General features: G+C 74.2%; 26 protein-coding genes. 14 read left to right on the top strand and 12 right to left on the bottom strand.

Annotation, left to right across the window (positions count from 1 at the left end; all coding sequences use genetic code 11):
* Positions 1-51: 51 nt before the first annotated feature.
* From WAA21_RS04375 to WAA21_RS04365, 3 genes are all read left to right on the top strand, one after another.
* Positions 52-1,089 (top strand): sigma-70 family RNA polymerase sigma factor, encoded by a 1,038-nt coding sequence (locus tag WAA21_RS04375; protein WP_336921539.1) that lies wholly within the window; start codon positions 52-54, stop codon positions 1,087-1,089.
* 28 nt (positions 1,090-1,117) lie between these two features.
* Positions 1,118-1,687, top strand: coding sequence for a hypothetical protein (locus WAA21_RS04370; protein ID WP_336921538.1), 570 nt, complete (start codon positions 1,118-1,120; stop codon positions 1,685-1,687).
* 102 nt (positions 1,688-1,789) lie between these two features.
* Entirely contained in the window at positions 1,790-2,371 is a 582-nt protein-coding gene (locus tag WAA21_RS04365; protein WP_336921537.1) for a histidine phosphatase family protein, read from the top strand.
* A 1-nt stretch (position 2,372) separates the two neighbouring features.
* Here WAA21_RS04365 and WAA21_RS04360 read toward each other — a convergent pair whose 3' ends face one another.
* On the bottom strand, positions 2,373-3,419 hold the full coding sequence (locus WAA21_RS04360) for a serine hydrolase domain-containing protein (protein ID WP_336921536.1): 1,047 nt from the start codon (positions 3,417-3,419) through the stop codon (positions 2,373-2,375).
* 124 nt (positions 3,420-3,543) lie between these two features.
* On the opposite strand from WAA21_RS04360, the gene WAA21_RS04355 reads away from it, so the two are divergent.
* Positions 3,544-4,695, top strand: coding sequence for an LLM class flavin-dependent oxidoreductase (locus WAA21_RS04355; RefSeq protein WP_336921639.1), 1,152 nt, complete (start codon positions 3,544-3,546; stop codon positions 4,693-4,695).
* Entirely contained in the window at positions 4,692-5,315 is a 624-nt protein-coding gene (locus tag WAA21_RS04350; protein ID WP_336921535.1) for a CE1759 family FMN reductase, read from the top strand. Before WAA21_RS04355 ends, WAA21_RS04350 begins: the two co-directional genes overlap by 4 nt.
* Before the next feature lie 63 nt (positions 5,316-5,378).
* Here WAA21_RS04350 and WAA21_RS04345 read toward each other — a convergent pair whose 3' ends face one another.
* Entirely contained in the window at positions 5,379-5,651 is a 273-nt protein-coding gene (locus WAA21_RS04345; protein WP_336921534.1) for a hypothetical protein, read from the bottom strand.
* Positions 5,652-5,825: 174 nt separating this feature from the next.
* Between WAA21_RS04345 and WAA21_RS04340 the strand changes: the two genes are divergently transcribed.
* From WAA21_RS04340 to WAA21_RS04330, 3 genes are read left to right on the top strand one after another with little or no spacing between them, the layout of a single operon-like run.
* Positions 5,826-7,256 carry an ABC transporter substrate-binding protein gene (locus tag WAA21_RS04340; protein WP_336921533.1) on the top strand — a complete coding sequence of 477 codons (1,431 nt, stop codon included), beginning with the start codon at positions 5,826-5,828 and terminating at the stop codon, positions 7,254-7,256.
* A complete protein-coding gene (locus WAA21_RS04335) occupies positions 7,253-8,263 on the top strand; it encodes a carbohydrate ABC transporter permease (RefSeq protein ID WP_336921532.1) in 1,011 nt (336 codons plus the stop codon). Before WAA21_RS04340 ends, WAA21_RS04335 begins: the two co-directional genes overlap by 4 nt.
* The gene (locus WAA21_RS04330; RefSeq protein ID WP_336921531.1) at positions 8,260-9,198 is read left to right on the top strand and encodes a carbohydrate ABC transporter permease; all 939 of its coding nucleotides are present in this window, start codon (positions 8,260-8,262) and stop codon (positions 9,196-9,198) included. The genes WAA21_RS04335 and WAA21_RS04330 overlap by 4 nt, the downstream gene beginning before the upstream one ends.
* Here WAA21_RS04330 and WAA21_RS04325 read toward each other — a convergent pair.
* Both WAA21_RS04325 and WAA21_RS04320 read right to left on the bottom strand, forming a co-directional pair.
* Positions 9,113-10,009, bottom strand: a complete 897-nt coding sequence (locus WAA21_RS04325) for an alpha/beta fold hydrolase (protein ID WP_336921530.1) — start codon at positions 10,007-10,009, stop codon at positions 9,113-9,115. The genes WAA21_RS04330 and WAA21_RS04325 overlap by 86 nt on opposite strands.
* Before the next feature lie 56 nt (positions 10,010-10,065).
* Positions 10,066-11,280, bottom strand: coding sequence for an ATP-binding protein (locus WAA21_RS04320; RefSeq protein WP_336921528.1), 1,215 nt, complete (start codon positions 11,278-11,280; stop codon positions 10,066-10,068).
* A gap of 361 nt (positions 11,281-11,641) precedes the next feature.
* Here WAA21_RS04320 and WAA21_RS04315 point away from each other — a divergent pair, with 361 nt between their 5' ends.
* On the top strand, positions 11,642-12,637 hold the full coding sequence (locus WAA21_RS04315; RefSeq protein ID WP_336921527.1) for a type IV toxin-antitoxin system AbiEi family antitoxin: 996 nt from the start codon (positions 11,642-11,644) through the stop codon (positions 12,635-12,637).
* Positions 12,634-13,395: a hypothetical protein gene (locus tag WAA21_RS04310; RefSeq protein WP_336921526.1), complete on the top strand. Its 762-nt coding sequence runs from the start codon at positions 12,634-12,636 to the stop codon at positions 13,393-13,395. Before WAA21_RS04315 ends, WAA21_RS04310 begins: the two co-directional genes overlap by 4 nt.
* 24 nt (positions 13,396-13,419) lie before the next feature.
* On the opposite strand, the gene ligD is transcribed toward WAA21_RS04310, so the two are convergent.
* The 5 genes from ligD to WAA21_RS04285 all read right to left on the bottom strand — a co-directional run bounded on the left by ligD (position 13,420) and on the right by WAA21_RS04285 (position 16,998).
* Positions 13,420-14,388, bottom strand: a complete 969-nt coding sequence (ligD, locus tag WAA21_RS04305; protein ID WP_336921525.1) for a non-homologous end-joining DNA ligase — start codon at positions 14,386-14,388, stop codon at positions 13,420-13,422.
* Positions 14,389-14,512: 124 nt separating this feature from the next.
* Positions 14,513-14,830 (bottom strand): hypothetical protein, encoded by a 318-nt coding sequence (locus WAA21_RS04300; RefSeq protein WP_336921524.1) that lies wholly within the window; start codon positions 14,828-14,830, stop codon positions 14,513-14,515.
* A 271-nt stretch (positions 14,831-15,101) separates the two neighbouring features.
* Entirely contained in the window at positions 15,102-15,623 is a 522-nt protein-coding gene (locus WAA21_RS04295; RefSeq protein WP_336921523.1) for a hypothetical protein, read from the bottom strand.
* Positions 15,620-16,132, bottom strand: coding sequence for a DUF1990 family protein (locus WAA21_RS04290; RefSeq protein ID WP_336921522.1), 513 nt, complete (start codon positions 16,130-16,132; stop codon positions 15,620-15,622). Before WAA21_RS04290 ends, WAA21_RS04295 begins: the two co-directional genes overlap by 4 nt.
* Positions 16,129-16,998, bottom strand: coding sequence for a YndJ family transporter (locus WAA21_RS04285; RefSeq protein ID WP_336921521.1), 870 nt, complete (start codon positions 16,996-16,998; stop codon positions 16,129-16,131). Before WAA21_RS04285 ends, WAA21_RS04290 begins: the two co-directional genes overlap by 4 nt.
* A 168-nt stretch (positions 16,999-17,166) precedes the next feature.
* Between WAA21_RS04285 and WAA21_RS04280 the strand changes: the two genes are divergently transcribed.
* The gene (locus WAA21_RS04280) at positions 17,167-18,069 is read left to right on the top strand and encodes an aldo/keto reductase (protein WP_336921520.1); all 903 of its coding nucleotides are present in this window, start codon (positions 17,167-17,169) and stop codon (positions 18,067-18,069) included.
* Positions 18,070-18,082: 13 nt separating this feature from the next.
* Here WAA21_RS04280 and WAA21_RS04275 read toward each other — a convergent pair whose 3' ends face one another.
* Positions 18,083-18,709: an OmpA family protein gene (locus tag WAA21_RS04275; RefSeq protein ID WP_336921519.1), complete on the bottom strand. Its 627-nt coding sequence runs from the start codon at positions 18,707-18,709 to the stop codon at positions 18,083-18,085.
* Entirely contained in the window at positions 18,706-19,368 is a 663-nt protein-coding gene (locus WAA21_RS04270; protein ID WP_336921518.1) for a hypothetical protein, read from the bottom strand. The genes WAA21_RS04275 and WAA21_RS04270 overlap by 4 nt, the downstream gene beginning before the upstream one ends.
* Before the next feature lie 181 nt (positions 19,369-19,549).
* Here WAA21_RS04270 and WAA21_RS04265 point away from each other — a divergent pair, with 181 nt between their 5' ends.
* From WAA21_RS04265 to WAA21_RS04255, 3 genes are all read left to right on the top strand, one after another.
* Positions 19,550-21,019: an MFS transporter gene (locus WAA21_RS04265; RefSeq protein ID WP_336921517.1), complete on the top strand. Its 1,470-nt coding sequence runs from the start codon at positions 19,550-19,552 to the stop codon at positions 21,017-21,019.
* Positions 21,020-21,179: 160 nt separating this feature from the next.
* Entirely contained in the window at positions 21,180-21,479 is a 300-nt protein-coding gene (locus WAA21_RS04260) for a hypothetical protein (RefSeq protein ID WP_336921516.1), read from the top strand.
* Positions 21,480-21,644: 165 nt separating this feature from the next.
* Positions 21,645-22,694 carry a DUF389 domain-containing protein gene (locus WAA21_RS04255; protein WP_336921515.1) on the top strand — a complete coding sequence of 350 codons (1,050 nt, stop codon included), beginning with the start codon at positions 21,645-21,647 and terminating at the stop codon, positions 22,692-22,694.
* 57 nt (positions 22,695-22,751) lie between these two features.
* Here WAA21_RS04255 and WAA21_RS04250 read toward each other — a convergent pair whose 3' ends face one another.
* A complete protein-coding gene (locus WAA21_RS04250; protein WP_336921514.1) occupies positions 22,752-23,537 on the bottom strand; it encodes an HNH endonuclease in 786 nt (261 codons plus the stop codon).
* Between the last annotated feature and the right edge of the window lie 13 nt (positions 23,538-23,550).

The raw sequence follows: 23,550 nt of genomic DNA, 5'->3' as shown, positions 1-23,550 counted from the left end.
CGGCCGCGGGGGTCTACCGTTCGCGGAGCACGACGACGGAGGGGCACGGTCATGACGCAGACGCTCGACGCGGCGGCCGCACAGGTGGACCTCGACGCGTTCCGCGGCGAGCTCACCGGCTACTGCTACCGCATGCTCGGCTCGGTGCACGACGCCGAGGACGCCGTGCAGGACACGCTGGTCCGGGCGTGGCGGGCCGTCGACCGGTTCGAGGGCCGCTCGAGCCTGCGGTCGTGGCTGTACCGGATCGCGACCAACGTCTGCATCGACGCGATCGGCAGCCGCTCCCGGCGAGCCCGGCCGCTGGAGATCGGCGACCCCAGCGAGCCGGTGGCCGCGTCCCTGGCCGACGTGCGCGCGCACGAGGAGTGGCTCGAGCCGCTGCCCGTCGGCGCGGCCGGCGCCGCCTCGGGGGTCGACCCGGCCGTCGTCGCCGCCGACCGCGAGTCCGTCCGGCTCGCCTTCGTCGCCGCGCTGCAGCACCTGCCGGCGCGGCAGCGCGCGGTCCTCATCCTCCGCGACGTGCTGCGCTGGCGCGCGGAGGAGGTCGCCCGGCTGCTCGAGGTGAGCACCGCCTCGGCCAACAGCCTGCTGCAGCGGGCACGGGCGACCCTCGCCGAGCACCAGGACGGGCGCCGCGAGGCCCCGCTCGACCCCCTCGACGAGCGCCACCAGCTCCTCCTCGAGCGCTACCTCGACGCGTTCGAGCGCTACGACATCGACGCCTTCGTCGCCCTCCTGCACGCGGACGCCACCCAGAACATGCCCCCCTTCGCCATGTGGCTGCGCGGCGCGGAGGACATCGGCGCGTGGATGCTCGGACCCGGGCACGGCTGCCGCGGGTCGCGGCTCGTGCGCACGCGCGGCGCCAACGGCTGCCCGGCCGTCGCGCAGTACCGGATGGTCGACCTCGAGGACCCCGCCAAGGGCCACACGGCGTGGGCGGTGCACGTGCTGGAGGTGCACGACGGGGCCGTCAGCGGCATCACGTCGTTCCTCGACACGCGGCTGTTCCCCCGCTTCGGCCTGCCGACCACCCTGCCCGCGGGGGCACCGCTGCCCGAGCCCGGGACCCCCGCCGGTACATGAGCCGGCGGACGGGGGGTACTCAGCGCCCATGTCTCGTCCCGCGTACGTCTCCCAGACCCTCCACGACCTCGGCGGTGCCGCCTGGTTCGGCGGCAGCCTCATGGGCGCCGTCGGCGTCAACGGCGCCGCGGACACCACCGACCGCGAGGAGAAGCTCTCGACCGCCGCGGCCGGCTGGGCCAAGTGGTCGCCGTTCCAGGTCGTCGCGGTCGCCGCGCACGCCGTCGGCGGGCTCGGCCTGGTCCTCGCCAACCGCGACCGCGTCGCGCAGCAGAAGGGCGTCACCGCCAACACCGTCGTCAAGACCCTGCTGACCGCCGCCGCCGTGGCGACCACCGCGTGGAGCGGCGTCCTCGGCGCCAGGGTCGGCAAGGAGCACGTCCCGGTCGAGGGCAGCACGGAGCCCGAGGGCCGCACGCCCTACGAGGTGGCGAGCTCGCAGCAGCAGCTCAAGGTCCTGCAGTGGGCCACGCCGGTGCTCACCGGCGCGATCGTCGCGCTCGGCGCGCAGCAGAGCCAGCAGCAGCGCCCCGAGCCGCAGGCGAAGGGCCGCCTCGGCCGGGCGAAGCAGGCCGTCCGCCTGAAGAAGGCCGCCTGAGGGGCCGCCGACCCGGCGACCGCCGGCCGAGGGGCCGCCGCCCGCACGGCGGCCCCTCGGGCCCAGGTGGCGCCGCGGGCGTCGGACCGGTCGGATGACCGTATGGCCGACGAGCGCACCGTCACCCTGCTCCGCCACGGCGAGACCGAGTGGAGCCGCGACAAGAAGCACACCGGCCGCACCGACGTCGAGCTGACGCCGGCCGGGGAGGAGCACGCCCGCGCGGCCGGTGAGGCGCTGCGCGGTCGCTCCTTCGCCGCCGTCCTGTGCAGCCCGCTGCGCCGCGCCGTCGACACGTGCCGCCTCGCGGGCCTCGGCGAGCCGGAGCTCGTCGAGGACCTGCTGGAGTGGGACTACGGCGAGGCCGAGGGCCGCACCACCCCGGAGATGGCCGAGGACGTCCCCGGCTGGACCGTCTGGACGCACCCGTTGCAGCACGGCGAGGCCGTGGAGGCCGTCGGCGAGCGCGCCGACCGCGTCATCGCCCGTGTCGAGCAGGTGGACGGCGACGTCGTGCTCGTCGCGCACGGTCACCTGCTCCGGGTCCTCACCGCCCGCTGGCTCGAGCTGCCCGCGGTCGAGGGCCGCCGCTTCGTCCTCGGGACCGCCGCGCTCTGCCGGCTCGGCCACGAGCACGGCAACCGGGCCGTCGAGCAGTGGAACGACACGGGGCACGTGCGCTGAGTCAGGCGCTCCACGCCTCCAGCACGGCGGCGCGCCAGTCGGCGGCCGGCTCCTCGACGTTGCACAGGACCACGAGGGTGGCCGCCTGCTCGGGCCAGCGCTGGGCGAGGACGTCGACGCCCGGGTCGCCGCCCCCGTGGCCGAACCGCCCGTCCGGGTACAGGAACACGCCGTAGCCCATCGAGTAGCCGGGGGCGTCGTCGGGGACCTCGACGTGCCGGGTGAGGGCGAGGTCGCGCAGGTCGCCCAGCAACGTCCCGTCGTCGTAGGCGGTGAGGAAGCGGTCCACGTCGCGCGCGGTGACGAGGGCCCCGCCGTCGCCGCCGCCCACCACCGGGATGTCGAAGACGTTGGTGCGCCACGTGCCGTCCGCCCGGCGCACGTAGCCGACCGCGACGTCGGGGAGGACCTCGTCGCTGCGGAGGTAGCCGCTGTCCATCATGCCGGCCCTCCGCAGGGCTCGTTCCGTCGCCGCCTCGGTGAACGGCCGGCCGGTCACCTGCTCGACGACGGCCGACAGCAGCACGAACCCGGCGTTGGAGTACTGGAAGCGGCCCCCGGGCACGCGGTACGGCGGCCGGTCGCCGTACAGCGGGAGGAAGTCGTCGGGGCGCTCCATCCGGTAGCAGGGCAGGTCGTGCCACAGCGCCCCGTAGTCCTCGACGAAGCCGGGGGTGCCCGCGTCCTCCTCGGCGTAGTCCGCGATGCCCGAGGTGTGGGTGAGCAGGTGGTGGACGGTCACGTCGTCGTGGAGCGTCGTCGGCCGGCGCGCCGGGGGCAGCACCTCGACCACGCGGGCGCCGGTCCCGAGGAGACCCTCGCGCACCAGGTCGAGGACGGTGACGGCGGTGAACATCTTCGACAGCGACGCGGTGCCGAAGCGGGTCCGCGGTGTGACCGGGACCCCCGCGGCGCGGTCGGCGAGGCCGTAGCAGCCCTCGAGGAGGGTCTCGCCGTCGACCGTCAGCAGGACGGTGCCGGACAGCCCGTCGGTCGCCGCCTGCTCGTGCAGGCGCGCGTCCAGCTCGCGCAGGGCCGTCGCCGACACGGGCGACACTGTCCCGCGCGCGGGTCGCGCCGTCGAGCGGTTTCCTGATGGGCATAGGCGCGCGCGCCCCGGCGTTCAGAGTCGGTAGAAGCGTCAACTACCTCAGGAGGAAGTCGTGACCGGCATCCAGCTCGGCGTCTTCAGCGTCGGCGACGTCACGCCCGACCCGACGACCGGACGGACCCCGACCCAGCACGAGCGCATCAAGGCGCTCATGGCGATCGGGAAGAAGGCGGAGGAGGTCGGCTTCGACGTCTTCGCGCTCGGTGAGCACCACGACCACCCGTTCGTGCCGTCGGCGCTCACCACGATGCACGCCTACCTCGCGGCGCAGACCGAGCGGCTCGTCTTCTCGACGTCGATCGCCCACATCACGACGAACGACCCCGTCCACATCGCCGAGCAGTACGCCATGCTCCAGCACCTGTCGGACGGGCGCGTCGACCTCATGTTCGGCCGCGGCAACACCGGCCCGGTGTACCCGTGGTTCGGCAAGGACATCCGCGACGGCATCCAGCTCGCGATCGAGAACTACGACCTGCTGCACCGGCTGTGGCGCACCGACGTCGTCAACTGGCAGGGCAAGTTCCGCACGCCGCTGCAGGGGTTCACCTCGACCCCCCGTCCGCTGGACGGGGTGCCGCCGTTCGTGTGGCACGGCTCGATCCGCTCGCCGGAGATCGCCGAGCAGGCCGCGTACTACGGCAACGGCTTCTTCCACAACAACATCTTCTGGCCGTCCTCCCACGTGCGGCGGATGGTCGGCTTCTACCGGCAGCGCTGGGAGGAGTACGGCCACGGCCCCGCCGACACCGCGGTCGTCGGCCTCGGCGGGCAGGTGTTCGTCCGGCCCAACAGCCAGGACGCCGTCCGGGAGTTCCGGCCGTACTTCGACGTCGCCCCGGTCTACGGGCACGGGCCGTCGCTGGAGGAGTACATGCGCGAGACCCCGCTGACCGTCGGCTCCCCGCAGCAGGTGATCGAGCGGACCCTGTCCTTCCGCGAGGTGGTCGGGGACTACCAGCGGCAGATGTTCCTCCTCGACCACGCGGGCCTGCCGCTCACGACTGTGCTGGAGCAGATGGACCTGCTCGGCGAGCACGTGCTGCCGGTGCTGCGCGAGGAGTTCGCCAAGGGCCGCCCGGCCCACGTGCCGGACGCCCCGACCCACGCCTCGCTGCTCGCGCGCAAGGAGGCCGAGGGCCTGCCCGAGCGCCCGGCGCACGAGTCCCGGGCGGCCCTCACCCACGACGAGGACGAGGAGGTGTCCGCGTGACCCGACGCATCGTCGTCGTCAGCGGCGGCCTCAGCGAGACGTCCGCGACGCGCCGCCTCGCCGACGCCCTCGGCGAGGCGACGCTCGCCGCGCTGCGCGAGCGCGGGGTCGCCGCCGAGGTGACGACCCTCGACCTTCGCCCGCGGGCGCACGACATCACCAACGCGATGCTCACCGGCTTCGCGGGCACGTCGCTGCAGGGCGACCTCGACGCGGTCCTCGCCGCCGACGGGGTCGTGGCGGCCTCGCCCGTGTACTCCGGCTCCTACACCGGCCTGTTCAAGGGCTTCGTCGACCTGCTGGGTCAGGCGGCCTTCGACGGCACACCCGTGCTGCTCGCGGCGACGGCGGGGACCGCGCGGCACTCCCTCGCCCTCGAGCACGCCATGCGCCCGCTGTTCAGCTACCTGCGCGCCCTGACGGTGCCCACCGGCGTCTTCGCCGCGAGCGAGGACTGGGGCGGGGACGGTGAGGCGGCGGGCGCCCTCGCCTCGCGCGTCGAGCGCGCGGCCCGCGAGCTCGCAGACCTCGTCGCCGCCCGCGACCCCAAGCAGGTCGTCGACGAGTTCGACGCCGCGCCGTCCTTCACGCAGCTGCTCGGCGACCTGCGGCGCGGCTGAGGTCCGGCGGCGCGACCCCGCACGCCCTCACGCCCGCCTGCCCCTCCCGGGGCCGGTGGCGCGTCAGTCGTCGACCGGGGCGGCGTCGGTGACCGGCTCGTCGTCGGCGGCCTCGGGCGGCGGGCCGTGCGCGGCGAAGGGCTCGCCGCCCACACCCTCGGGGTGCTCCGGCCGGCCCTCGACCGCGCGGTCGGTGTCCTGACCGGCGTGGCCGCTGCCCGCCTCGTCGAGCGCGGCGCTGCCGGGGTCGGCGTCGCCCTCGGCGCTGCTCGACACCGGGTCGCGGTCGGTCATGTCGCCGTCGTCGGCCGGGTCCAGCTCGTCGCGCTCGCTCATGGCAGCAGCCGTACCCGGCGCGCCCGCTCGGCACACCCTCGGCGGGCCCGGCCCTCCCGCAGCACCGCCGCCGACCGGTGCGTGGTCGCCCAACTCTTCGCCCGCGAAGATTTCGGGCGGTCGGGGTGTGTGAGAAGCGCTTCTCGTGGGTAGCGGTCCACTGTGAGAAGCCGTGTGATACCCGTCTGCGTCGCCGTGGTCGGCGCCCTCACCGTCTCCGCGTGCGCCCAGGGCCAGGGCGGGGGCGCCACCGACGCGGCGACCTACGACGCCGAGTCCGACGTCACGGGGACCCTGGAGGTCCTCGGCTTCGGGCTCAGCGACGAGGTCGCCGAGACCCGCGCCGAACGGGCGCAGGAGGCGCTGTCGGACGTCGACGTCCAGCTGGTCGAGGGCGGCCTCGACCCGCAGCGCTTCCTGACGGCCGTGGCGAGCGGCGACTCGCCCGACCTCATCTACAGCACGCGGAGCCAGATCGGCTCGTTCGCCTCACGCGGCGTGCTGCGGCCCCTCAGCAGCTGCCTCGAGGGCGAGGGCGTCGACACCGGCCAGTACGTCGACAGCGCCCTGTCGCAGGTCACCTTCGACGGCGAGGTGTACGCGCTGCCCGAGTTCAACGTCGTGCAGGTCCTCGCCGCGAACCCCGACCTGCTCGAGGAGGCGGGCGTCGAGATCCCCCAGGTCGACGGCTCGGACTGGGAGGCCATCCCCGAGGCCACCGACGCCCTCAAGGAGGCGGCCGGTCCGGACGCGATCGGCTACGACAGCAAGCTGCCGGAGTTCTTCCCGCTGTGGGCCCGGGCCAACGGCGCCGAGCTCATCAGCGAGGACGGCCGCACCGCGCAGCTCGACGACCCCGCCGCCGTGGAGGCCCTCGAGCTCGCGGTCGAGGTGCTGGAGCGGCAGGGCGGCTTCGGCGACGTGCAGGCGCTGCGCGACGCGTCGGACTTCTTCGGGGCCGGCAACCAGTTCGCCTCGAACACGCTCGGGGCGTTCCCGATCGAGCAGTGGTACATCAACGTCCTCAACGACGTGTCCCCCGACGCACCCGTCGTCTTCGACACCTTCAAGGACCGTGACGGCGAGGCCATCGCCTACGCCTCGGGTGGCTCGTGGGCGATCCCGACGGGCAGCGCGAACCCGCAGGCCGCGTGCCGCTACGCCGTCACCATGACGGAGGTCGACAGCTGGCTCGCCGCCGCCGAGGCCCGGATCGCCGTCCGCGAGGAGGAGGGCAAGCCCTTCACGGGCCTGCTCACCGGCAACCGCGAGGCCGACGAGCAGATCCGCGAGCTCGTCGAGGAGGCCGAGCAGCCGTGGCAGGGCGGCATCGAGGCGACGTACACCGCGAACGAGAACACGTTCTCGCTGCCGGCCAACCCGGCCGACGCCGAGTTCACCCAGGCGTGGCAGGACGGCGTCAACCGGGTGCTCAACGGCCAGGCGGAGCCCGCGGAGTCCCTGGCCCGCGCCCAGGAGGAGGCCCAGGCGGCGCTCGACGAGGCGTGGCAGCAGTGGGACAGCGCAGGCGGCGACCCCGCCCAGGTGTCGCAGGACCCGGTGGACCCGGCGGAGGTGTCGCCGAGCGCTGGAGCCGACGGGTGAGCGCGGTCGGGGCCGAGCGCCCGCCGTCGACGCCGGCCGACCTGCGCGCGCTCGGGCCCCGCCTGCTGCGACGGGGCGGCGGGGCCGACCGCCCGCCCCTGCGGCCCGGCCAGCGCCGCGCCCGGCGACGGGCCGTGCTCGCCGCGCTCGCCTTCATGAGCCCGTGGATCATCGGGTTCCTCGTCTTCACGGCGTGGCCGATCGGCTACAGCCTCTACCTGTCGCTCACCGACTACGACGTCATCAACGCCCCGACGTTCGTCGGCCTCGACAACTACGTGCGCCTCGTCAACGACCCGGACGTGCGGCTCGCGCTCGGGAACACGGTGGTCTTCACGCTCCTGCAGGTGCCGACCTACGTCGTGCTCGCGTTCGCGCTCGCGCTGCTGCTCGACAAGGCGGGCCGCAGCACCGGCTTCTTCCGGACGGCGTTCTTCCTGCCCCGCATGACCCCGCCCGTCGCGGTCGGTGTGCTCGTGCTCCTGCTCCTCAACGGGCAGAACGGGCTGCTCAACGTCGCCCTCGGCTGGTTCGGCATCGACGGCCCCAACTGGACGACCGACTCGTTCTGGATCAAGCCGGGCCTCGTCCTCATGAGCCTGTGGACGGTCGGCGGGTCCGTCCTCATCATGCTGGCCGCCCTGCGCAACGTGCCGAGCGAGCTGCTCGACGCCGCCAAGGTCGACGGGGCCGGCTTCTGGCGGCGCACGTGGCACGTCACGACCCCGCTGGTGAGCGGCCCGCTGTTCTTCCTCGTCGTGGTCAACACCATCGGCGCCCTGCAGACCTTCACCGAGGCGTACACCGCCTACTTCGGGTCGACAGGGGGCTACGGCAACGACGCCGCGTTGTTCTACGCCATCTACCTGTTCCAGCAGGCGTTCCAGTTCTTCAACATGGGCTACGCCTCGGCGCTGGCGTGGCTGCTGTTCCTCGTCGTGCTCGCCATCACCGCCGTGCAGCTCGTCGTGTCCCGGAAGCTCGTGTACTACGAGGGCGACCGGTGACCGCGACCGCGCCGCGTGCGGCGCCGCTGCCCGGCCGGCTGCCCTCCGGCCGCGAGGTCGTGGAGAGCATCAGCACGCCCGCGCGCCGACCGGAGCGTCACAAGGCGAGGCGCGTCGTCGGGCGCGTCCTCGTGATCGCGTCGCTGTCGCTCGTCACGCTGCTGTTCGTCTACCCGTTCGTCTGGCTGCTGAGCGCGTCGTTCAAGCCGCGCAGCCAGATCTTCGACAACCGGCTCGTGCCGGAGACCTTCACGCTGCAGAACTACGTGACGGTGTGGCAGGAGGCGCCGGTCGCGCTGTGGCTCGTCAACACCCTCGTGGTGACGGCCCTGGCGGCGGTGTCGGTCACCGTGTCGAGCGCGCTCGTCGCGTGGGGCTTCGCGTACTTCCGCTTCCGCGGGCGGGGCGTCCTGTTCGGGCTCGTGCTCGCGACGATGATGCTGCCGGGTGCCGTCACGATGATCCCGACGTACCTGATCTGGGACGCCGTCGGCCTCGTCAACACGCAGGTGCCGCTGTGGGCGGGCGGGCTGTTCGGCAGCGCCTTCTACGTGTTCCTGCTGCGTCAGTTCTTCCTCGGCCTGCCCCGTGAGGTGTTCGAGGCGGCGCGCATGGACGGCGCGAACAACTGGACGATCTTCTGGCGCATGGCCCTGCCGATGTGCAAGCCGGCGATCGTGCTCACGCTGCTGTTCGAGGTGCAGGCGGCGTGGACGAACCTCATCGGCCCGCTCATCTACCTGCGCGACGAGGCGCTGTACACGATCCCGCTCGGGCTGAAGATCCTGCTCGACCGGTTCGTCGGCAGCGGCAACTTCCAGTGGGAGATCGTCGTGACGGCGAGCGTCATCACGACCCTTCCGATGGTGCTGCTGTTCTTCCTGGGCCAGCGGTACTTCGTGGACGGGGTGCAGACGGGGGGCTCGCCGCGCTGACCGCACCGGGCCCGTCGGCGTCGACGCCCGTCGCCGCGAGCAGCAGGTCGACCGTGGCGGCCGGCTCGTCCCACGGGGGCAGGTGCCCCGACCGGTCGAACCAGTGCAGCACCGCGTCCGGGACCGCCACGGCGGCGCGGTGCGCCTGTCGCGGCAGGCACAGCCCGTCGCGACGGCCCCACGCGAGCGTGACCCGACGCCCCGCGGAGGCTCCGGCCGGGACCCGGACCGGGTCGCGGCGGCGCGCGATCCAGCGCAGCCCGGGCAGGAACGCCGGTGTCGTGCCGAAGTGGCGGGCCGCGGTCGTCATGAGGTCCCGGTCCAGCGCGTGCGGGCGCGGGGACAGCGGCTGCAGGAGCACCGCCCGGACGGCCGCGACCCCCACGACCGCGGGCACGGCCGAGCGGAGCACGAGGACGAGGGCGGTCGCCGTCCACGCGACGAGCAGGAACCACGCCCGCCCGAGCGGGCCCCAGTACCCGCTCGGCGCCAGCGACACGACGTGGCGGCCGTGGCCGCGCCGCAGCAGCTCGAGCACGACCTCCCCGCCGAGCGAGCTGCCGACGAGGTCGGCGCCGAGCAGGCGCTCGCGGCGCAGCACGTCCTCGACGGCGTCGACGAGCGCCGCCAGGGCGAAGCGCCCGGGCAGCGCGGCCTGCGCGCCGAAGCCGGGCAGGTCGAACGTCACGACCTCACGGTGTCGAGCGAGGTCGTCGAGCACCGGCCGCCAGCAGTCCGACGTGGCCCCGAGGCCGTGCACGAGCACGAGCGGCTCGCCCGTCCCACGGCGACGGACGGGCGGCAGGGGCACCGCCCCAGGGTAGGGCTCGCCGGCCGGGTCCTACCGGTCGCCGAGGGCGCCGTCGGTCAGGCGTCCTGCCGGCGCAGGTACCGGCCGAAGTGCGGCACCGAGAACGCGATGAGCCCGCGCTCCGCGCTGTAGACGAGCCCCTTCTTGAGCAGGGCGTCGCGGGCGGGCGACAGCGACTGCGGCTTGCGGCCGAGCGCGGCGGCGACGGCCGCGGTCGGGACGGCCTCGTCCGGGTCGCCCGGCCCGTCGTGGGCCTGCTCGACCTCGGCGAGCACGTCGGCCATCGCGCGCAGGTACTCCCGCTCGCCCGGGGTCGCGCGCTCGTAGCGGGAGCCGAAGAAGCCGACCGCGAGCTCGGACTCGGCGCGCGGCACGGCGACCCGCACGTCGTCGGCGGTGATCGGGCTCGTGGTCGCGACGTCCCACACCGTCTTGCCGTACTCCTGCACGAAGTACGGGTAGCCGGCGGTCGCCTCGTACATCGCGTCGAGCGCGTCGGGGGTGAACTCGGCGTCCTCCTCCTTCGCCGGCGCGGCGAGCGCGCGGTCGGCGGCCTCGCGCGCGAGCCGCCCGATGCCGACGTAGCGGAACAGCCGCTCGCTGTAGGACTTGCTCGCGCTCAGCACCGCCGGCAGGTGCGGCAGACCGGCACCGACCACGACGAACGGCAGGCCCGCCTGGCTGATCTCGTGCGCGGCCGCGCACAGGGCGGACACGTCGTCGGTGCCGAGGTCTTGCATCTCGTCGAGGAACACCGCGACGCCCTTGCCGCAGTCGCCCGCGAGCCCGCCGATGTCGACGAGCAGCTCGACGAGGTCGATCTCGATGTCGCCGGAGTCCGCGCGACCCGGCACGACGGGGGCGTCGATGCCCGGCTGCCAGCGGTCGCGCACCTTGGCGTCGGCGTCGTTGTGGCGCAGCGCGAAGGACTTGAGCACCCCGAGCACGTGCTCGGTCTCGCTCGCCGGTGCCCCGAGCTCCCGGACCGCGAGGTGCAGGCCCGCCGCGAGCGGGCGGCGCAGCGACTGCCCCGGCCGGGCCTCGACCTTGCCGGTCCCCCACCCGCGACGGACGGCCTGCGAGCGCAGCGTGTTGAGCAGGACCGTCTTGCCGACCCCGCGCAGCCCGGTCAGCACGATGCTCCGCTCGGGCCGGCCCCGGCCCACGCGGGTGAGGAGCACCTCGAAGGCCTCGAGCTCGCTGTCGCGGCCGGCGAGCTCGGGCGGGCGCTGGCCCGCGCCGGGCGCGTAGGGGTTGCGGACGGGGTCCATGCGAGGACGGTATGCGCCCGTCTAGCCGTCGTCGCAGAACTCCGTAGAGAAGGCCATCGGCGTGTCGTGCCTTCTCTACGAGTGTCTAGCAGCGCGTGCAGACATGGGTAGACCTCGACATCAACGGCGCCCGCCTCACCCCGGTCAGCAGCTATTGCGGGGTCGGCAGGTCCCACGGTCGTGGTCATCACCTCCCTCGCAGAGGATCGCGACCGTCAGGCCTGCCACGGCCGGAGGCGCCTGCTGGGCGAGCCACGCACCGAGCACGCCGCCTGCCGCAGCCGGACGCAGCGATCGCCGGCGCACGCCTGGTCGGTCGAGGACGGGTCACTTGGACCAGTCGGCCACTATCGTTGACCATGTGCAAAATCTGACCGAGCGGCTGGCATCAGCGGTCGAGGCGCTCGGACTCACGGTCGAGGAGGCGCACGAGTCGGACGTGGACTTGTATGTCGTCGTCCCCGTGGTGGACGGCGAACGACGGCTCCCGCTTTTGGCGCGCACCTCGACCAACCCGATGGGGCCAGCCGAGCTCGAGCGTTGGCGGAACCGACATCAGCATCTCGGCCCACTGGTGCTCGGGGTGCATCACGTGAGCCGGGCGACGGGTGAGAGGTACCGGGCCGCCGGCATCCAGTACCTCGACAGCGGGGGCAACGCCCACCTACGGCTACCCGGACTGCTCGTGCAGGTGGAGGGCCGCAAACCGCCTGGCGGCGCGACGGCGGGCAACGACCTGCCCATGGCTACCAAGTCCGGGCTCCGTGTGGCCTTCACTCTCCTGGTCGACCCGGACGCTCTGCACGTGCCGTACGAGCAGCTCTCCCAGCGAGCCGGCGTCTCCAAGGGCAGCGTGGTCAACGCCATGGCCGGCCTCACACGCGCCGGCTTCGTCACCGCATCTCCCACGCGAGCCCTCGTGGACGTCCCCCGCATGGTGGAGGACTGGATCGACGGCTACCGACTCGTGCTGCAACCGCGCCTGCAGCGCTCGGTCTTCTCCGGCCCGCCACCCGAGTGGTGGTGGAAGGAGGATGCGCCGCTCGACGGAGGGCTTCTCAGCGGCGGAGCGGCGCTGCGCCACTACGGAGCCGACCTGCTGCCGGCGAGAACCGTCGTCTTCGGTCATCCGCCCTGGCACGAGCTGCGGCGGCACGCTCAGCTCGTTCCTCGTCGTGATCAGGGCACCGCGCACGTGTTCGAGGTCGAGCTGCGCGAGCAGTTCTGGAAGCCCACCGAGGTCAGCAGGTACGTGCCCGAGCTCCTTGCTGTCGCAGACGGCCTGGGAAGTCTCGAACCACGTGAGGTGGACGCCGCCCGTGCCCTGCTGCCCGCCTACCTCGACTCGTTCAGGTGAGAACGGCCGCGGAGGTCCTCCCCGTGGAGGTCCTGCGTGCCCTGACGACCGTCCTGCCGGTACCGACCGTCATCGGCTCCTTCGCGCGCGACTACTGGGCGCTCTGCGTGGCCGACGTCAACCGCGTCGCGGTGACGCTGGACGTCGACGTGACGATTCTGGTCGACACGCTGCAGGAGTATCGGCGGGTGCTGACGGCGCTGGGGGCCGGGCCGCGGGACTCGGTCGTGAAGGTGCTCGGGTTCGAGGTCGACGTCATCCCCTACGGCGGACTCGAGACGGACGGCATCGTCGAGACGACACCCGGCGTGACACTCGACGTCACGGGTATGCGCGAGGCAGTCGCCGGCGCCGAGCGCGTGGTCGTCGACGACCTGGTCGTGTGCGTGCCGCAGCTCGCCGACATGATCGGTCTGAAGGTGATCGCCTGGGGCTACCGCCAGGAGCTCACCGACAAGGACGCGCGAGACATCGGTGTGCTGTTCGACGTCACCCACCGCGGTCCTTTCGGCGACGAGCTGTGGCAGGACGAGGCGGCGGGCGTGAGGTGCGACTACGACCCCGTGCTCATGGGGCCGTTCCGGGCGGGCAGGAGCCTGGGGCGGTCGTGGGACCCCACGTCCCGCCTTCGGCTCACCGAGACGCTCTCGCGCAACGCCGCTGACCTGGCGGCGCGCATCAGCAGGTTCGACGGCTCCGTGGCCGGACTCCGCATGGAGCAGATCGACGCTCTCCGCTCCGGCGTGCAGGTCCCCTGAACCACTGTCGGTCTCGAACGGGCGCTAGTCGGGCTCCGGCGGAGTCTCCGCGCCCTCCCGCTCGTCGCGCTCGGCCCACTCCAGCAGCGGCGCGAGGTCGAACCCGTGGTCGTCGATGTCGGCGTGCAGGTCGCCGAGCTCGGCGTAGCGCGCCGGCACCGTCGCGATGGTGAAGTCGTCGGGCTCGACGTCGTCGACCTCGTCCCAGCGCACCGGCGTCGACACCGTGCCGACGGCGTTCCCGCGAACCGAGTACGCCGCGGCGATCGTGTGGTCGCGGGCGTTCTGGTTGTAGTCGACGAACAGCGCGTACGGGTCGCGGTCCTTGCGCCACCACGCGGTCGTCACGTCGTCACCGGCGCGGCGCTCGACCTCGCGGGCGAAGGCGAGCGCGGCCCGTCGCACGTCGGTGAAGCCGTGCGTCGGCGGGATGCGTACGTAGACGTGCAGGCCCTTGCCGCCGGAGGTCTTGGGGAACCCGACGGCGCCGAGCTCGTCGAGCACCTCGTGCACGACGCGGGTGACGCGCCGGACCGTCCCCCAGTCGCTGAGCGGGCCCGGGTCGAGGTCGATGCGCCACTCGTCGGGCGACTCGGTGTCCGCGCGGCGGCTGTTCCACGGGTGGAACTCTACGGTCGACATCTGCACCGCCCAGGCGACCTGCGCGAGGTGGGTGACGCACAGCTCGTCGGCGGTGCGGTTCCACCGCGGGAAGTGCACGCGGACCGTCTCGACCCAGGGCGGGGCGCCCGCGGGCACGCGCTTCTGGTGCACCTTGTCCCCCGCCACGCCCTTGGGGAAGCGGTGGAGCATGCACGGGCGCTCGCGCAGCGCGTTGACGATGCCGTCGCCGACGCTGAGGTAGTAGTTGAGCAGGTCGAGCTTGGTCTCCCCGCGCTCGGGGAAGTAGACCCGGTCCGGGCTCGACAGGCGCACGGTGAGGCCGTCGACGTCGATCTCGACCGCCGGCGCCTTGGAGGACCCGCCCGCCACGGTGCCGACCCTAGGCGCCCTTCGCCGTCGCGGCCCGCCGCCACGGCGGCACACCCGAGTCCCGTGTCGGGCGCTCGCGGTCGTCCTCGGCCTCCTGTGTGCCGCGATGGCGGTGGCGCCGCCGTCACCCGGCCGACACGGCGGCGCGCAGACGTCGCAGCGCCCGCTCCGCCCGCCACCCCGCCAGCGCACCGGCCGACACGGCGACAGGGAGGGCGACGACCGGCTCCCACCACCACAGGGTGGCCAGGACGGCGGCGGCCAGCACCAGCCCGACGGGCAGCGACGGCCGCACCCGCGTCCAGTCGCGCCCGGCGATCCGCCACACCACCCCGAGGACGGCCGCGGCGACCGCACCACCCACCAGCCCCGCCGGACACCCCACCACCGCGCCGAGCACGGCGAAGGGCAGGTACGGGAACCCGAGGACGGTCGCTGTCACCGCGCCGAGCGTGGCCCCCCAGACCATGCCGTCCCACAGCGCGGCCCCGACGAGGGTCCACCCGGTGGCGGCGTCGGAGCCCGTCGTCCGGACCCATGGCCCAGCCGTGTCGGGCCGGCGCCGCGGTTGCCCGTCGCCTGCCGGCTTCACGACCGCACCACGCGGGCAGCGCCGCGCCGCGTCGTCGACCACAGCGACCCCGAAGGGTGCCGGCGCCGCGGGATGCGGCAGCGAACCGCCGCGGGGGCGGAGGCGGCAGCCGGCCGCGGCGTCACGCCAGCGTCCCGACGGCTCGGACGCGGCGCACCGCCCGGTCAGCGCGCCAGGCACCGCCCAGGCCCGCGACGACGGCGAGGCCGGCAGCGGCCGGGAGCGACCCGAGCAGCAGCAGCCCGGAACCACCGCCCAACCCCCCGACGACCAGGGCGACGGGCAGCGCGGGACGTACCCGCGACCAGTCGCGGCCGCAGACCGACCACACCGCGCCCAGGACCATCGCCGCGACCGCGCCGCCGGCCACTCCCGCCACGGCCCCGAACGCGCCACCCACCAGGCCGCCGACACCGAGGACCCAGAGGAGGGCCAGGACGTCCCCGAGGGTGAGGAAGCCGTCGACCAGGTCGCCGGCGAACCACCACCCGTCACCCAGCATCGCGGCCACGGAGACGGCCCCGGAGACGGCCCCGGTGACGAGCCCGGCCACCAGGCCCTCGAGCAGCGCCCGCCCGAGCAGACGGGACCCCACGCGCGGTCGGCCCCACCCCGGCCCGGGCAGGTCCCACGGCCCGCTCACGCCCGGTCCGCCGCTCGGGCGAGGCGCCGGGCGTACGCGCCCTGCAGGAGAGGAGCAACCGGACCGGCGAGCGCCGACCACCAGGTCGCGGGGCGGCTCGCGGCGACGACCTCGAACCGCACGCCGTCGGCGGTGCGCCGCACGACGAACGCCTCCTCGCCGGCGAAGGGGTGCCCGGGCAGCGTGCCGTAGGCGAACCCGGCGAGGTCCGGCCCGTCCCACACGCGCACCACCTCGCACGGTGCGGCGAGCGCGAGGCGTCCGACGCCGAGCAGCGTCGTCACGTGCTGCCCGAGCACCACCGGGTCGGCGGGACGGTGCACCCGGACCCCGGCGGCCTCGTGCACCTGCCAGCGCAGCAGCCGGTGCGCCGCCTCCTCGAAGGCGACGGCACGGAGGGCCCGCACCACGTGCAGCGACCGCATGCCGGCCGGCGACGGCCCGCCGGCGAGCACCGCCTCCGTGCAGCCGACCGGCTCGTAGGTCGGCCCGGACCGTCCGGCGCTCACAGCGGGGCCGCCGTCCGCCGCAGGGCGTACCACGCGAGGACACCGCACAACCCCAGGCCGAGCGCGTTGCCGAGCCCGTGCGTGAGGACCATCGCCTCGACCGAGAGCCACGGCAGGTCCGCCACACGGGTCACCGCCCAGCCGAGGGCGAGGAGCATGGTGACGGGCAGGAGGGCGACGGACCCGACGAGGGCGGTCCGGACGGCGCCGCGCCGGGGCGCCAGTGCGTCCAGCCGCGACAGCACGAGCGCTGCGACCGCCCACGTGCCGGCCGTCAGCACCACCGTGCCGACGAGCTCCGCGGCGTCACCGACGAAGTACCCGCCGAGCACGAGCAGCGTGCCGACCGGCACGGTCCACGCCCCGAACCGCGCCCAGCGCGACGCGCCCACCTCGGCGTGCACGAGGGCGGCGACGAGGGCGGCGACGAACCCGGCGTAGTGCAGGTGCGGCGCGGTGAGGGCGAGCACGGCGAGGTCGAAGCCGAAGAGCTCGACGCCCGCCCGCTCGGCGACCAGGGCGAGCGCCCCGGCGCTCGGGGTGCCGAGCGCGGTGAGGACGGCCACCTCGGTGGTGAGCGGCCCGGGTCGACCGCGGCGCCACCACGTGAGCGCGCGGGTCAGGCCGCAGCCGGCGAGCGCGAGGGTCGCGGTGAGGTAGGCCGACGCCAGCGCCACCGCGACGGCTCCGCGGGGCAGCCACGGCGCGGCCGCGGCGGCGAGGCCCAGCAGCGGCCACACCCGGGCCAGCGGCGCGAGGCCGGGCGCGGTGAGCAGCCGTAGCCCCAGCGGCAGCAGGACGACCGCGCCGAGCGCGACGACGAGCGCGACCGCCACCGCGGCCGGGTCGCCGGTCGCGGGGCTCACGGCCGGGCCTCGAGGTCGGGGTCGAGCACGTCGGCGACGGGCGACCGGGTGTCGGGCATGGCGACCTCCTTCTGAACACGTTCAGTTGAACACGTTCAGATGATGTGGCGCAACACCAGTGGCCCGCATGGGTGGCGCGGCTCCGCGGTCGGGAGGACCGTGGCTGCCATGCAGCGACGACGCTTCGGTCGCACCGGGTTCGACGGGTCCGTGCTCGTGTACGGCGCGGCGATGCTGTCCGACGTCGACCAGGACACCGCCGACGCCTCCGTGCAGGAGGCGTTCGACGCCGGCATCACGTCGTTCGACACGGCGGCGAGCTACGGCGCGTCCGAGGAGCGGCTGCGGCCGTGGGCGGACCGGCTCTCCTCGCCGGACGTCTTCCTCGCGACCAAGGTCGAGGAGCGCGGCTACGAGGCGGCGTGGGCGTCGATCGAGCGCTCGCTCGCCCGACTGGGAGTCGACCGGGTCGACCTGCTCCAGGTGCACGCCGTCGGCGAGACCGAGGTGCTCGACCAGGTGACGGGTCCGCGGTCGGCGACCTCGGGCGCGCTCGGGGCGGTGCTGCGGGCGCAGACGGAGGGGCTCACGCGCTTCGTCGGCATCACGGGCCACGGACACGCCGCGCCCGCCGTGCACCGTGAGGCGCTGCGACGCCACGACTTCGACACGGTCCTGTCGCCGTGGAACCACCTGCTGGCCCGACGCCCGGACTACGCCGCCGAGTTCCACGGCCTGGTCGCCGACTGCGAGGCCCGCGACGTGGGGCTGCGCACGATCAAGACCGTCTCGCGCCGGCTGTGGCCGGACGGCGCAGAGCACACGTACACCACCTGGTACGAGCCGTGGGACGACCCCGAGCACGTCGACGCGGCGGTCGCCTTCGCGCTCGCCGAGCCGGGGGTCGCCGCCATCGCCTCCCCCGGCGACGTGCGTCTGCTCGGCGCGACGGTCCGGGCGGTCGAGCGGGCCGGGACCCCGGCCGCGCTCGACGCCGACGACGTCGACCGGGTGCTGTCGGGTGCCGCCGGCTACGCCTCGCCGTTCGCCTCCGCGCTCGACGGACGGTGACGACCGGGTCGCGCTACCCCGCCGGGCTGATGGTGACGCGACGGTTGAGCGCGCGCCCCTCCGGGTCGTCCGCACCGGTCTCCGTCCGCTCCTCCGCGACGGGCTCGGACTCCCCGCGTCCCTCGGCGGTGAGCGTGACGCCCGGCAGCCGAGGCTCGAGCGCCGTGACCACGGCGGCGGCCCGCGCCTCGCTCAGCTCCTGGTTGTAGGAGTCGGAGCCCATGGAGTCGGTGTGCCCGACGACGAGGACGTCCTCGACCCCCGCCTCGCTCAGCTGCGCCGCGACGGCCGCGAGGTCGCCCGCGGCCCGCGGGGCGAGGTCGGCGGAGTCGAAGGCGAAGTAGACGTCGCCCGCGAGCGTGAAGTCGCTCGTGCCCTCCTGCTCGAGGGCGCCGTCCTCCGAAGAGGTGCGCGGCACGACCTCGGCGATGACGCCGTCCACCGTGACGGCGGCCGCGTCGACCGAGGCGATCACCCCGTCGCCGGAGGCGACGGCGGGTGGTCGGGCCACCAGGGGCGCCACCTCGGGCGAGGTGGCGGCGACCGCACCCTGACCGAGCAGGAGGACACCGAGGAGGCCGGTCGCTCCGGCGGCGGCGCCGACCGGACCGGAGCGGTGGCGCCGAGCGGGCCGGCTCACCGCTCGAGCGCGACGTCGGCGAAGGCGCCGACGCCGGGGATGACGACGTCGACGGTGCTCGTCGACTCCGGCGGGGCGGCCATCGTCGTGGTCAGCACGACGCTGGACCCCTCCTGCAGCCCCGCGACCGAGTTGAGGGCGTCGGAGCAGACGCACCGTCCCCCGGAGTCGTAGGCGGCGAGGTGGCGGGTGCCCTCCGCTCCGTCGAGGACGTAGACGCCGTCCGTGCTGAAGTAGGACGGGCCGCCCGGGCCGTCCACCGACCGGCCGTCGTCGAACAGGTTGTTGACGGTGAAGGAGCCACCGGCGACGGTCTGGACGCGCAGCGTGAAGACGACCGTCATGAGCTCGCCGCGCACCGCCACGCCGTTGAGGTCCACCTCGTACGCGCCGTCCGCGTCCTCGGCCGCGCGCGTCGCGACCACCGGCAGGTCGTCGGTCACGGCCACCTCGTCGGTCCCGGCCGCGGCGAGGACGACGTCCACGGTGTCCGCCACCCCGCCCGCCCGCGCGTCGGCGGCGCCCTGCTCGGCGGTGGCCGGTGCGGCCTCGTCGGAGGTCGGCCCCTCCTCGCCCGACGAGAGCGTGCACGAGGCGAGCAGGACGACGGTGGCCGCCAGCGCCCCGGCGCGCACGACGGGCAGGACGGTGCTGGTCACGGGCTCCCCCTCCGGGAACCGGCGCCCCTCGCCGTCCCCCGCGCGGAGTCTGGCACGACGGCGACGGCAGGGACCGTCGAGAAGGTCGAGGGTGGCCGTCGGACGCGCCGCGATGAGTCCGCGCCCGCCCGGCGGTCCACCCCACGGACGCCGACCTGACGCCGACGCACGAGGAGGGCCCGTGAGCGAGGAGACCGGGGCGGCCGCACCGCGGCTCGACCTGCGCGAGGGCGGCCAGCGGGTGTTCGCCCACGCGCTCGCGAGCACGACCGTCGTGGCGGTGGTCAACGCGACCATGTGGTTCGCGGTGACGTTCTGGGTCTACCTGGAGACGCGCTCCGTGCTCGCCACCGGCCTCATCGCCGGCATCTTCCTCGCCGCGACGTCGCTGACCGGTGTGTGGTTCGGCAGCCTCGTCGACCACCACCGCAAGAAGGTCGTCATGCAGGCCTCGGCCGCGGCCTCGCTCTCCGTGTACGCGGTCTGCCTCGCCGTGTACCTGCTGACGCCGCCGGAGCTGTTCCGTGACCCGGCGAGCCCCGTGCTGTGGGGGTTCGTCGTGCTCCTCATGCTCGGCGTCATCACCGGCAACCTCCGCACCATCACCATGCCGACGCTCGTCACGCTGCTCGTGCCGGAACCGGTCCGCGACCGGGCGAACGGCCTCGTCGGCACGGCGACGGGCGTCAGCTTCCTCGTCACCTCCGTCATCAGCGGGCTGCTCGTCGGCCTCGACGGCATGCGATCGGTCCTGCTGCTCGGCGTCGTCGTGCTCGGGGCGTCGATCGTCCACCTCGCCCGGGTCGACGTCCCCGAACCCGCCCTCGTGCGGACGCGGGCCGGCGACGCCGGTCACGGCGTCGACCTGCGCGGCACGCTGCGAATCGTCCGGGGCGTGCCGGGGCTGCCCGCGCTCATCGTCTTCTCGTGCGTCAACAACGTGCTCGGCGGCGCGTTCATGGCGCTGATGGACGCATACGGGCTGTCGCTGGTCTCGGTGCAGGTGTGGGGGCTGCTGTGGGGTGCGCTCAGCACCGGCGTCATCGTCGGCGGGCTCGTTGCGGCGAAGGTCGGCCTCGGCAGCAACCCCGTGCGGACGCTGCTGCTCGTCAACGTCGTGCTGTGGACGGTGACGATCGTCTTCCCGATGCGCTCGTCCATCGTGCTGCTGACGGCCGGGATGCTCGTGTTCATGCTGCTCATGCCGTTCGCCGAGGCCGCGGAGCAGACGGTCCTGCAGCGCGTCGTGCCGTACGAGCGGCAGGGCCGGGTGTTCGGCTTCGCCCAGAGCGTCGAGCTGGCCGCGTCCCCGCTGACCGCCTTCCTCGTCGCGCCCTTCACCGAGCTCGTCGTCATCCCGTCCATGACGGACGGCGCGGCGGCCGACCTCGTCGGCGGCTGGTTCGGCACCGGCGCCGACCGTGGCATCGCCCTCGTCTTCGTCGTGTCCGGCCTGCTCGGGCTCCTGCTCACGACGGCCGCCCTGCTCAGCCGGCCCTACCGTCGGCTCAGCGCCGCCTACGCCGCCGGAGCCGCCGGCACGGGTCCGGCCGAGCGCCGTGGACCGTCGGACGGCGCCGTCGTCGAGGTGCCGGGCCCGCACCCGGTGGCGCCGCCCCTGCCGGCCCCGTCGGGCGCCGACCCGGCCTGAGACCCGGCCCGGGACGAGGCGCGTCAGACCGGTGACCGCCGGAGCCCGGGGCACCTCGACCCGACCGTTACACCCTCGTGATCGTCTGGGACGAATGGGCTTTTTCGGGCGGGTAGCCCTCTAGGTGGAAGCCCGCACCCGACAGATCGGAGCTGCCACCATGACACGCACGAGCACCGCACCCGCCGCCCTCGGAACCGCGCTCCTCCTCGGCCTCGGCCTCGCCGCCTGCGGTGACGAGGTCGACGACGGCACCGTCGTCGAGGAGGTCACCGACGTCTCGACCGAGACGGAGACCGAGGTGGTCGAGGACGTGGTGACCGTCGAGCCGACCGCGACCGTCACGGAGACCGACGAGGAGGAGGTCGAGGTCGAGGTGACCGAGACCGAGACCGAGATCGAGTTCGACCCGGAGGCCACGCAGGAGCTCTCCGACATCGAGGCCACCCTCGAGCCGTGAGCACCGCGGGCTGAGCCCGCCCCCGACAGCAGAGCCCCCGACGCACCCGTCGGGGGCTCCGCTGCGTCCCGCACTCGGCTGTCGCCCCTCACCTCCGGTCCCGGGACCGCGACCGTGACGGGTCGCCTGTTCCGCCACGTCCGACTCGGTGGCACGCTGCCCCGCATGAGCGCGGCGGGACCGCGACGCACGTGGCGGACCACGGCGACGGACCTCGTGCTGCCCCCGCAGCAGCGGCGCAGCCTCGACGAGCTGTCCGGCGACCTCGACCTGTCCCACGGCGACGCGAGCAGCAAGCGCTCGGCCTTCTGGACGATGCTCCTGCTGTCGGCCGTCATCGCGACGGCGGGCGTGCTCTCGGACTCCACGGCGACCGTCATCGGCGCCATGATCATCGCTCCTCTGTCGACGCCGATCATGGGCACGGCCCTCGGCATCGCCCGGATCGAGCGCCGCGTCATGCTGCGGTCGCTGCTCACCGTCGCTCTCGGCGTCGCACTCGTGGTCGGGGTCGGGGCCTCCTCGACCCTCACCCTGCCCGACGTCTACGACCTCGTCGGCAACAGCCAGGTGGCCGGGCGCACCTCACCCGGCCTGCTCGACCTCGTCGCCGCACTCGCGACCGGGCTCGCCGGCGCGGTGGGCCTGGCCCGGCGCGACGTGGCCGCCGTGCTGCCGGGCGTCGCCATCGCGATCTCGCTCGTGCCGCCGCTCGCGGTCGTCGGGGTGTGCCTCGGCCAGGGCCGTACCGACCTGGCCCTCGGCGCCGGGCTGCTGTTCGTGTCGAACCTGCTCGCGCTCGTGCTCGCGGGCACGCTCGTCTTCGCGGCGCTGGAGGTCCGCCGCCGCGCCGAGCGACGCGGCCGGCGCCGGGCGTGGGCGACCATCGGCGGCCTGCTCGTCGTGGTCACGACGGTGCTCGCGGCCAACACGGGGCTGGCGGTCTACCTCGAGGTCGCGACGGCACGAGCCCGGACGGTCGCCGAGGAGTGGGCGGCCCCGGCCGCGCAGACCGAGGTCACGGACGTGCAGGTCGTCGGCACGGACCTGGTCGTGAGCGTGCGCACCCCCGCCGACCCGCCGGACCTCGGGGACCTCGTGGCCCGGCTCGGCGAGGTCGGGTGGCTGCCGGCGCTCGACGTCGTCGTGGAGACGACGCAGGGCAGGCGGCTGGAGGCGGGGACGGTACCGCTGGGAGTTGCGGCCACCCCGTGAGCGGGTGACGGCACACCGACCGGACTCACCCGACCGGAGCGACGGGACGTGGCAGGCCTAGAGGCCGCACCACTCGCGGTGGCTCCTGAGGGCGAGCGGTGAAGGGCGGTCGCGGCGCAGGCGGGGAGTCCGGACCCGCGCCCCGTGCAGCTCCCCGTACGTCGATGCACGAGCCGCAGACCCCAGCAGGACCGTGAACGTGTTCTCGTCCACCGCGAGCTGCGCGCCGTCCCAGAGCCTGTGGACGTCTGCACGCAGGCATATCCCGTTCGGTACGACGCTCGTCGCGGGACCTCGGTACGGCGTTATGTGGGCTGCCTCGAGCGCACGCACCGCGTCCGTCCCCGTGATGGCGCAGACCTGCCCGTACGCGTCCAGGACTGCCGTCCGGAAACGGTCCTGGCCCTCGCGTGCGGCCTGCTCCGCGAGGCGTCGGTCGCGCTGGTCACCGACGAGGCCCGGGTCGAAGGTGACGCCCGCCTCGACATCAGACCCCTCCGTCGGGTTGTCCACAGGTCCGCGCGCGTCGAGCCGCCCCGGGACGCCGTGCTCGAGAATGCCGTCGACCATCGCCTGGAGTGCCGCGTTGGTGACGGTGTCACCTGGGCTGCGCAGACGTGGGTCGAAGTCTTGCCTCGTCGCCGCCTCGATGCATGCGACCAGCAGTGCGTCCTTCCCGACGACGGTCCGCGCGTCCCCCGCGAGCGCCTCCAGCACCGCGCCCAGGAAGTCGCTGCGGACGGTGCCGCCGTTGCTGGTGCTGAAGTGCCGTATTCCGAGAAGGTCGGACAGGACGGCCATCAGCGGCCGCTCGGGATACTCGACGCCGTACTCCCTCGCCATGGCCGCACGCTAC

It is taken from the genome of Aquipuribacter sp. SD81 (assembly GCF_037153975.1).
Lineage (GTDB): Bacteria > Actinomycetota > Actinomycetes > Actinomycetales > JBBAYJ01 > Aquipuribacter.
Note: the sequence above shows the minus strand (reverse complement) of the source record. Positions and strands in the feature narration are given on the sequence as shown.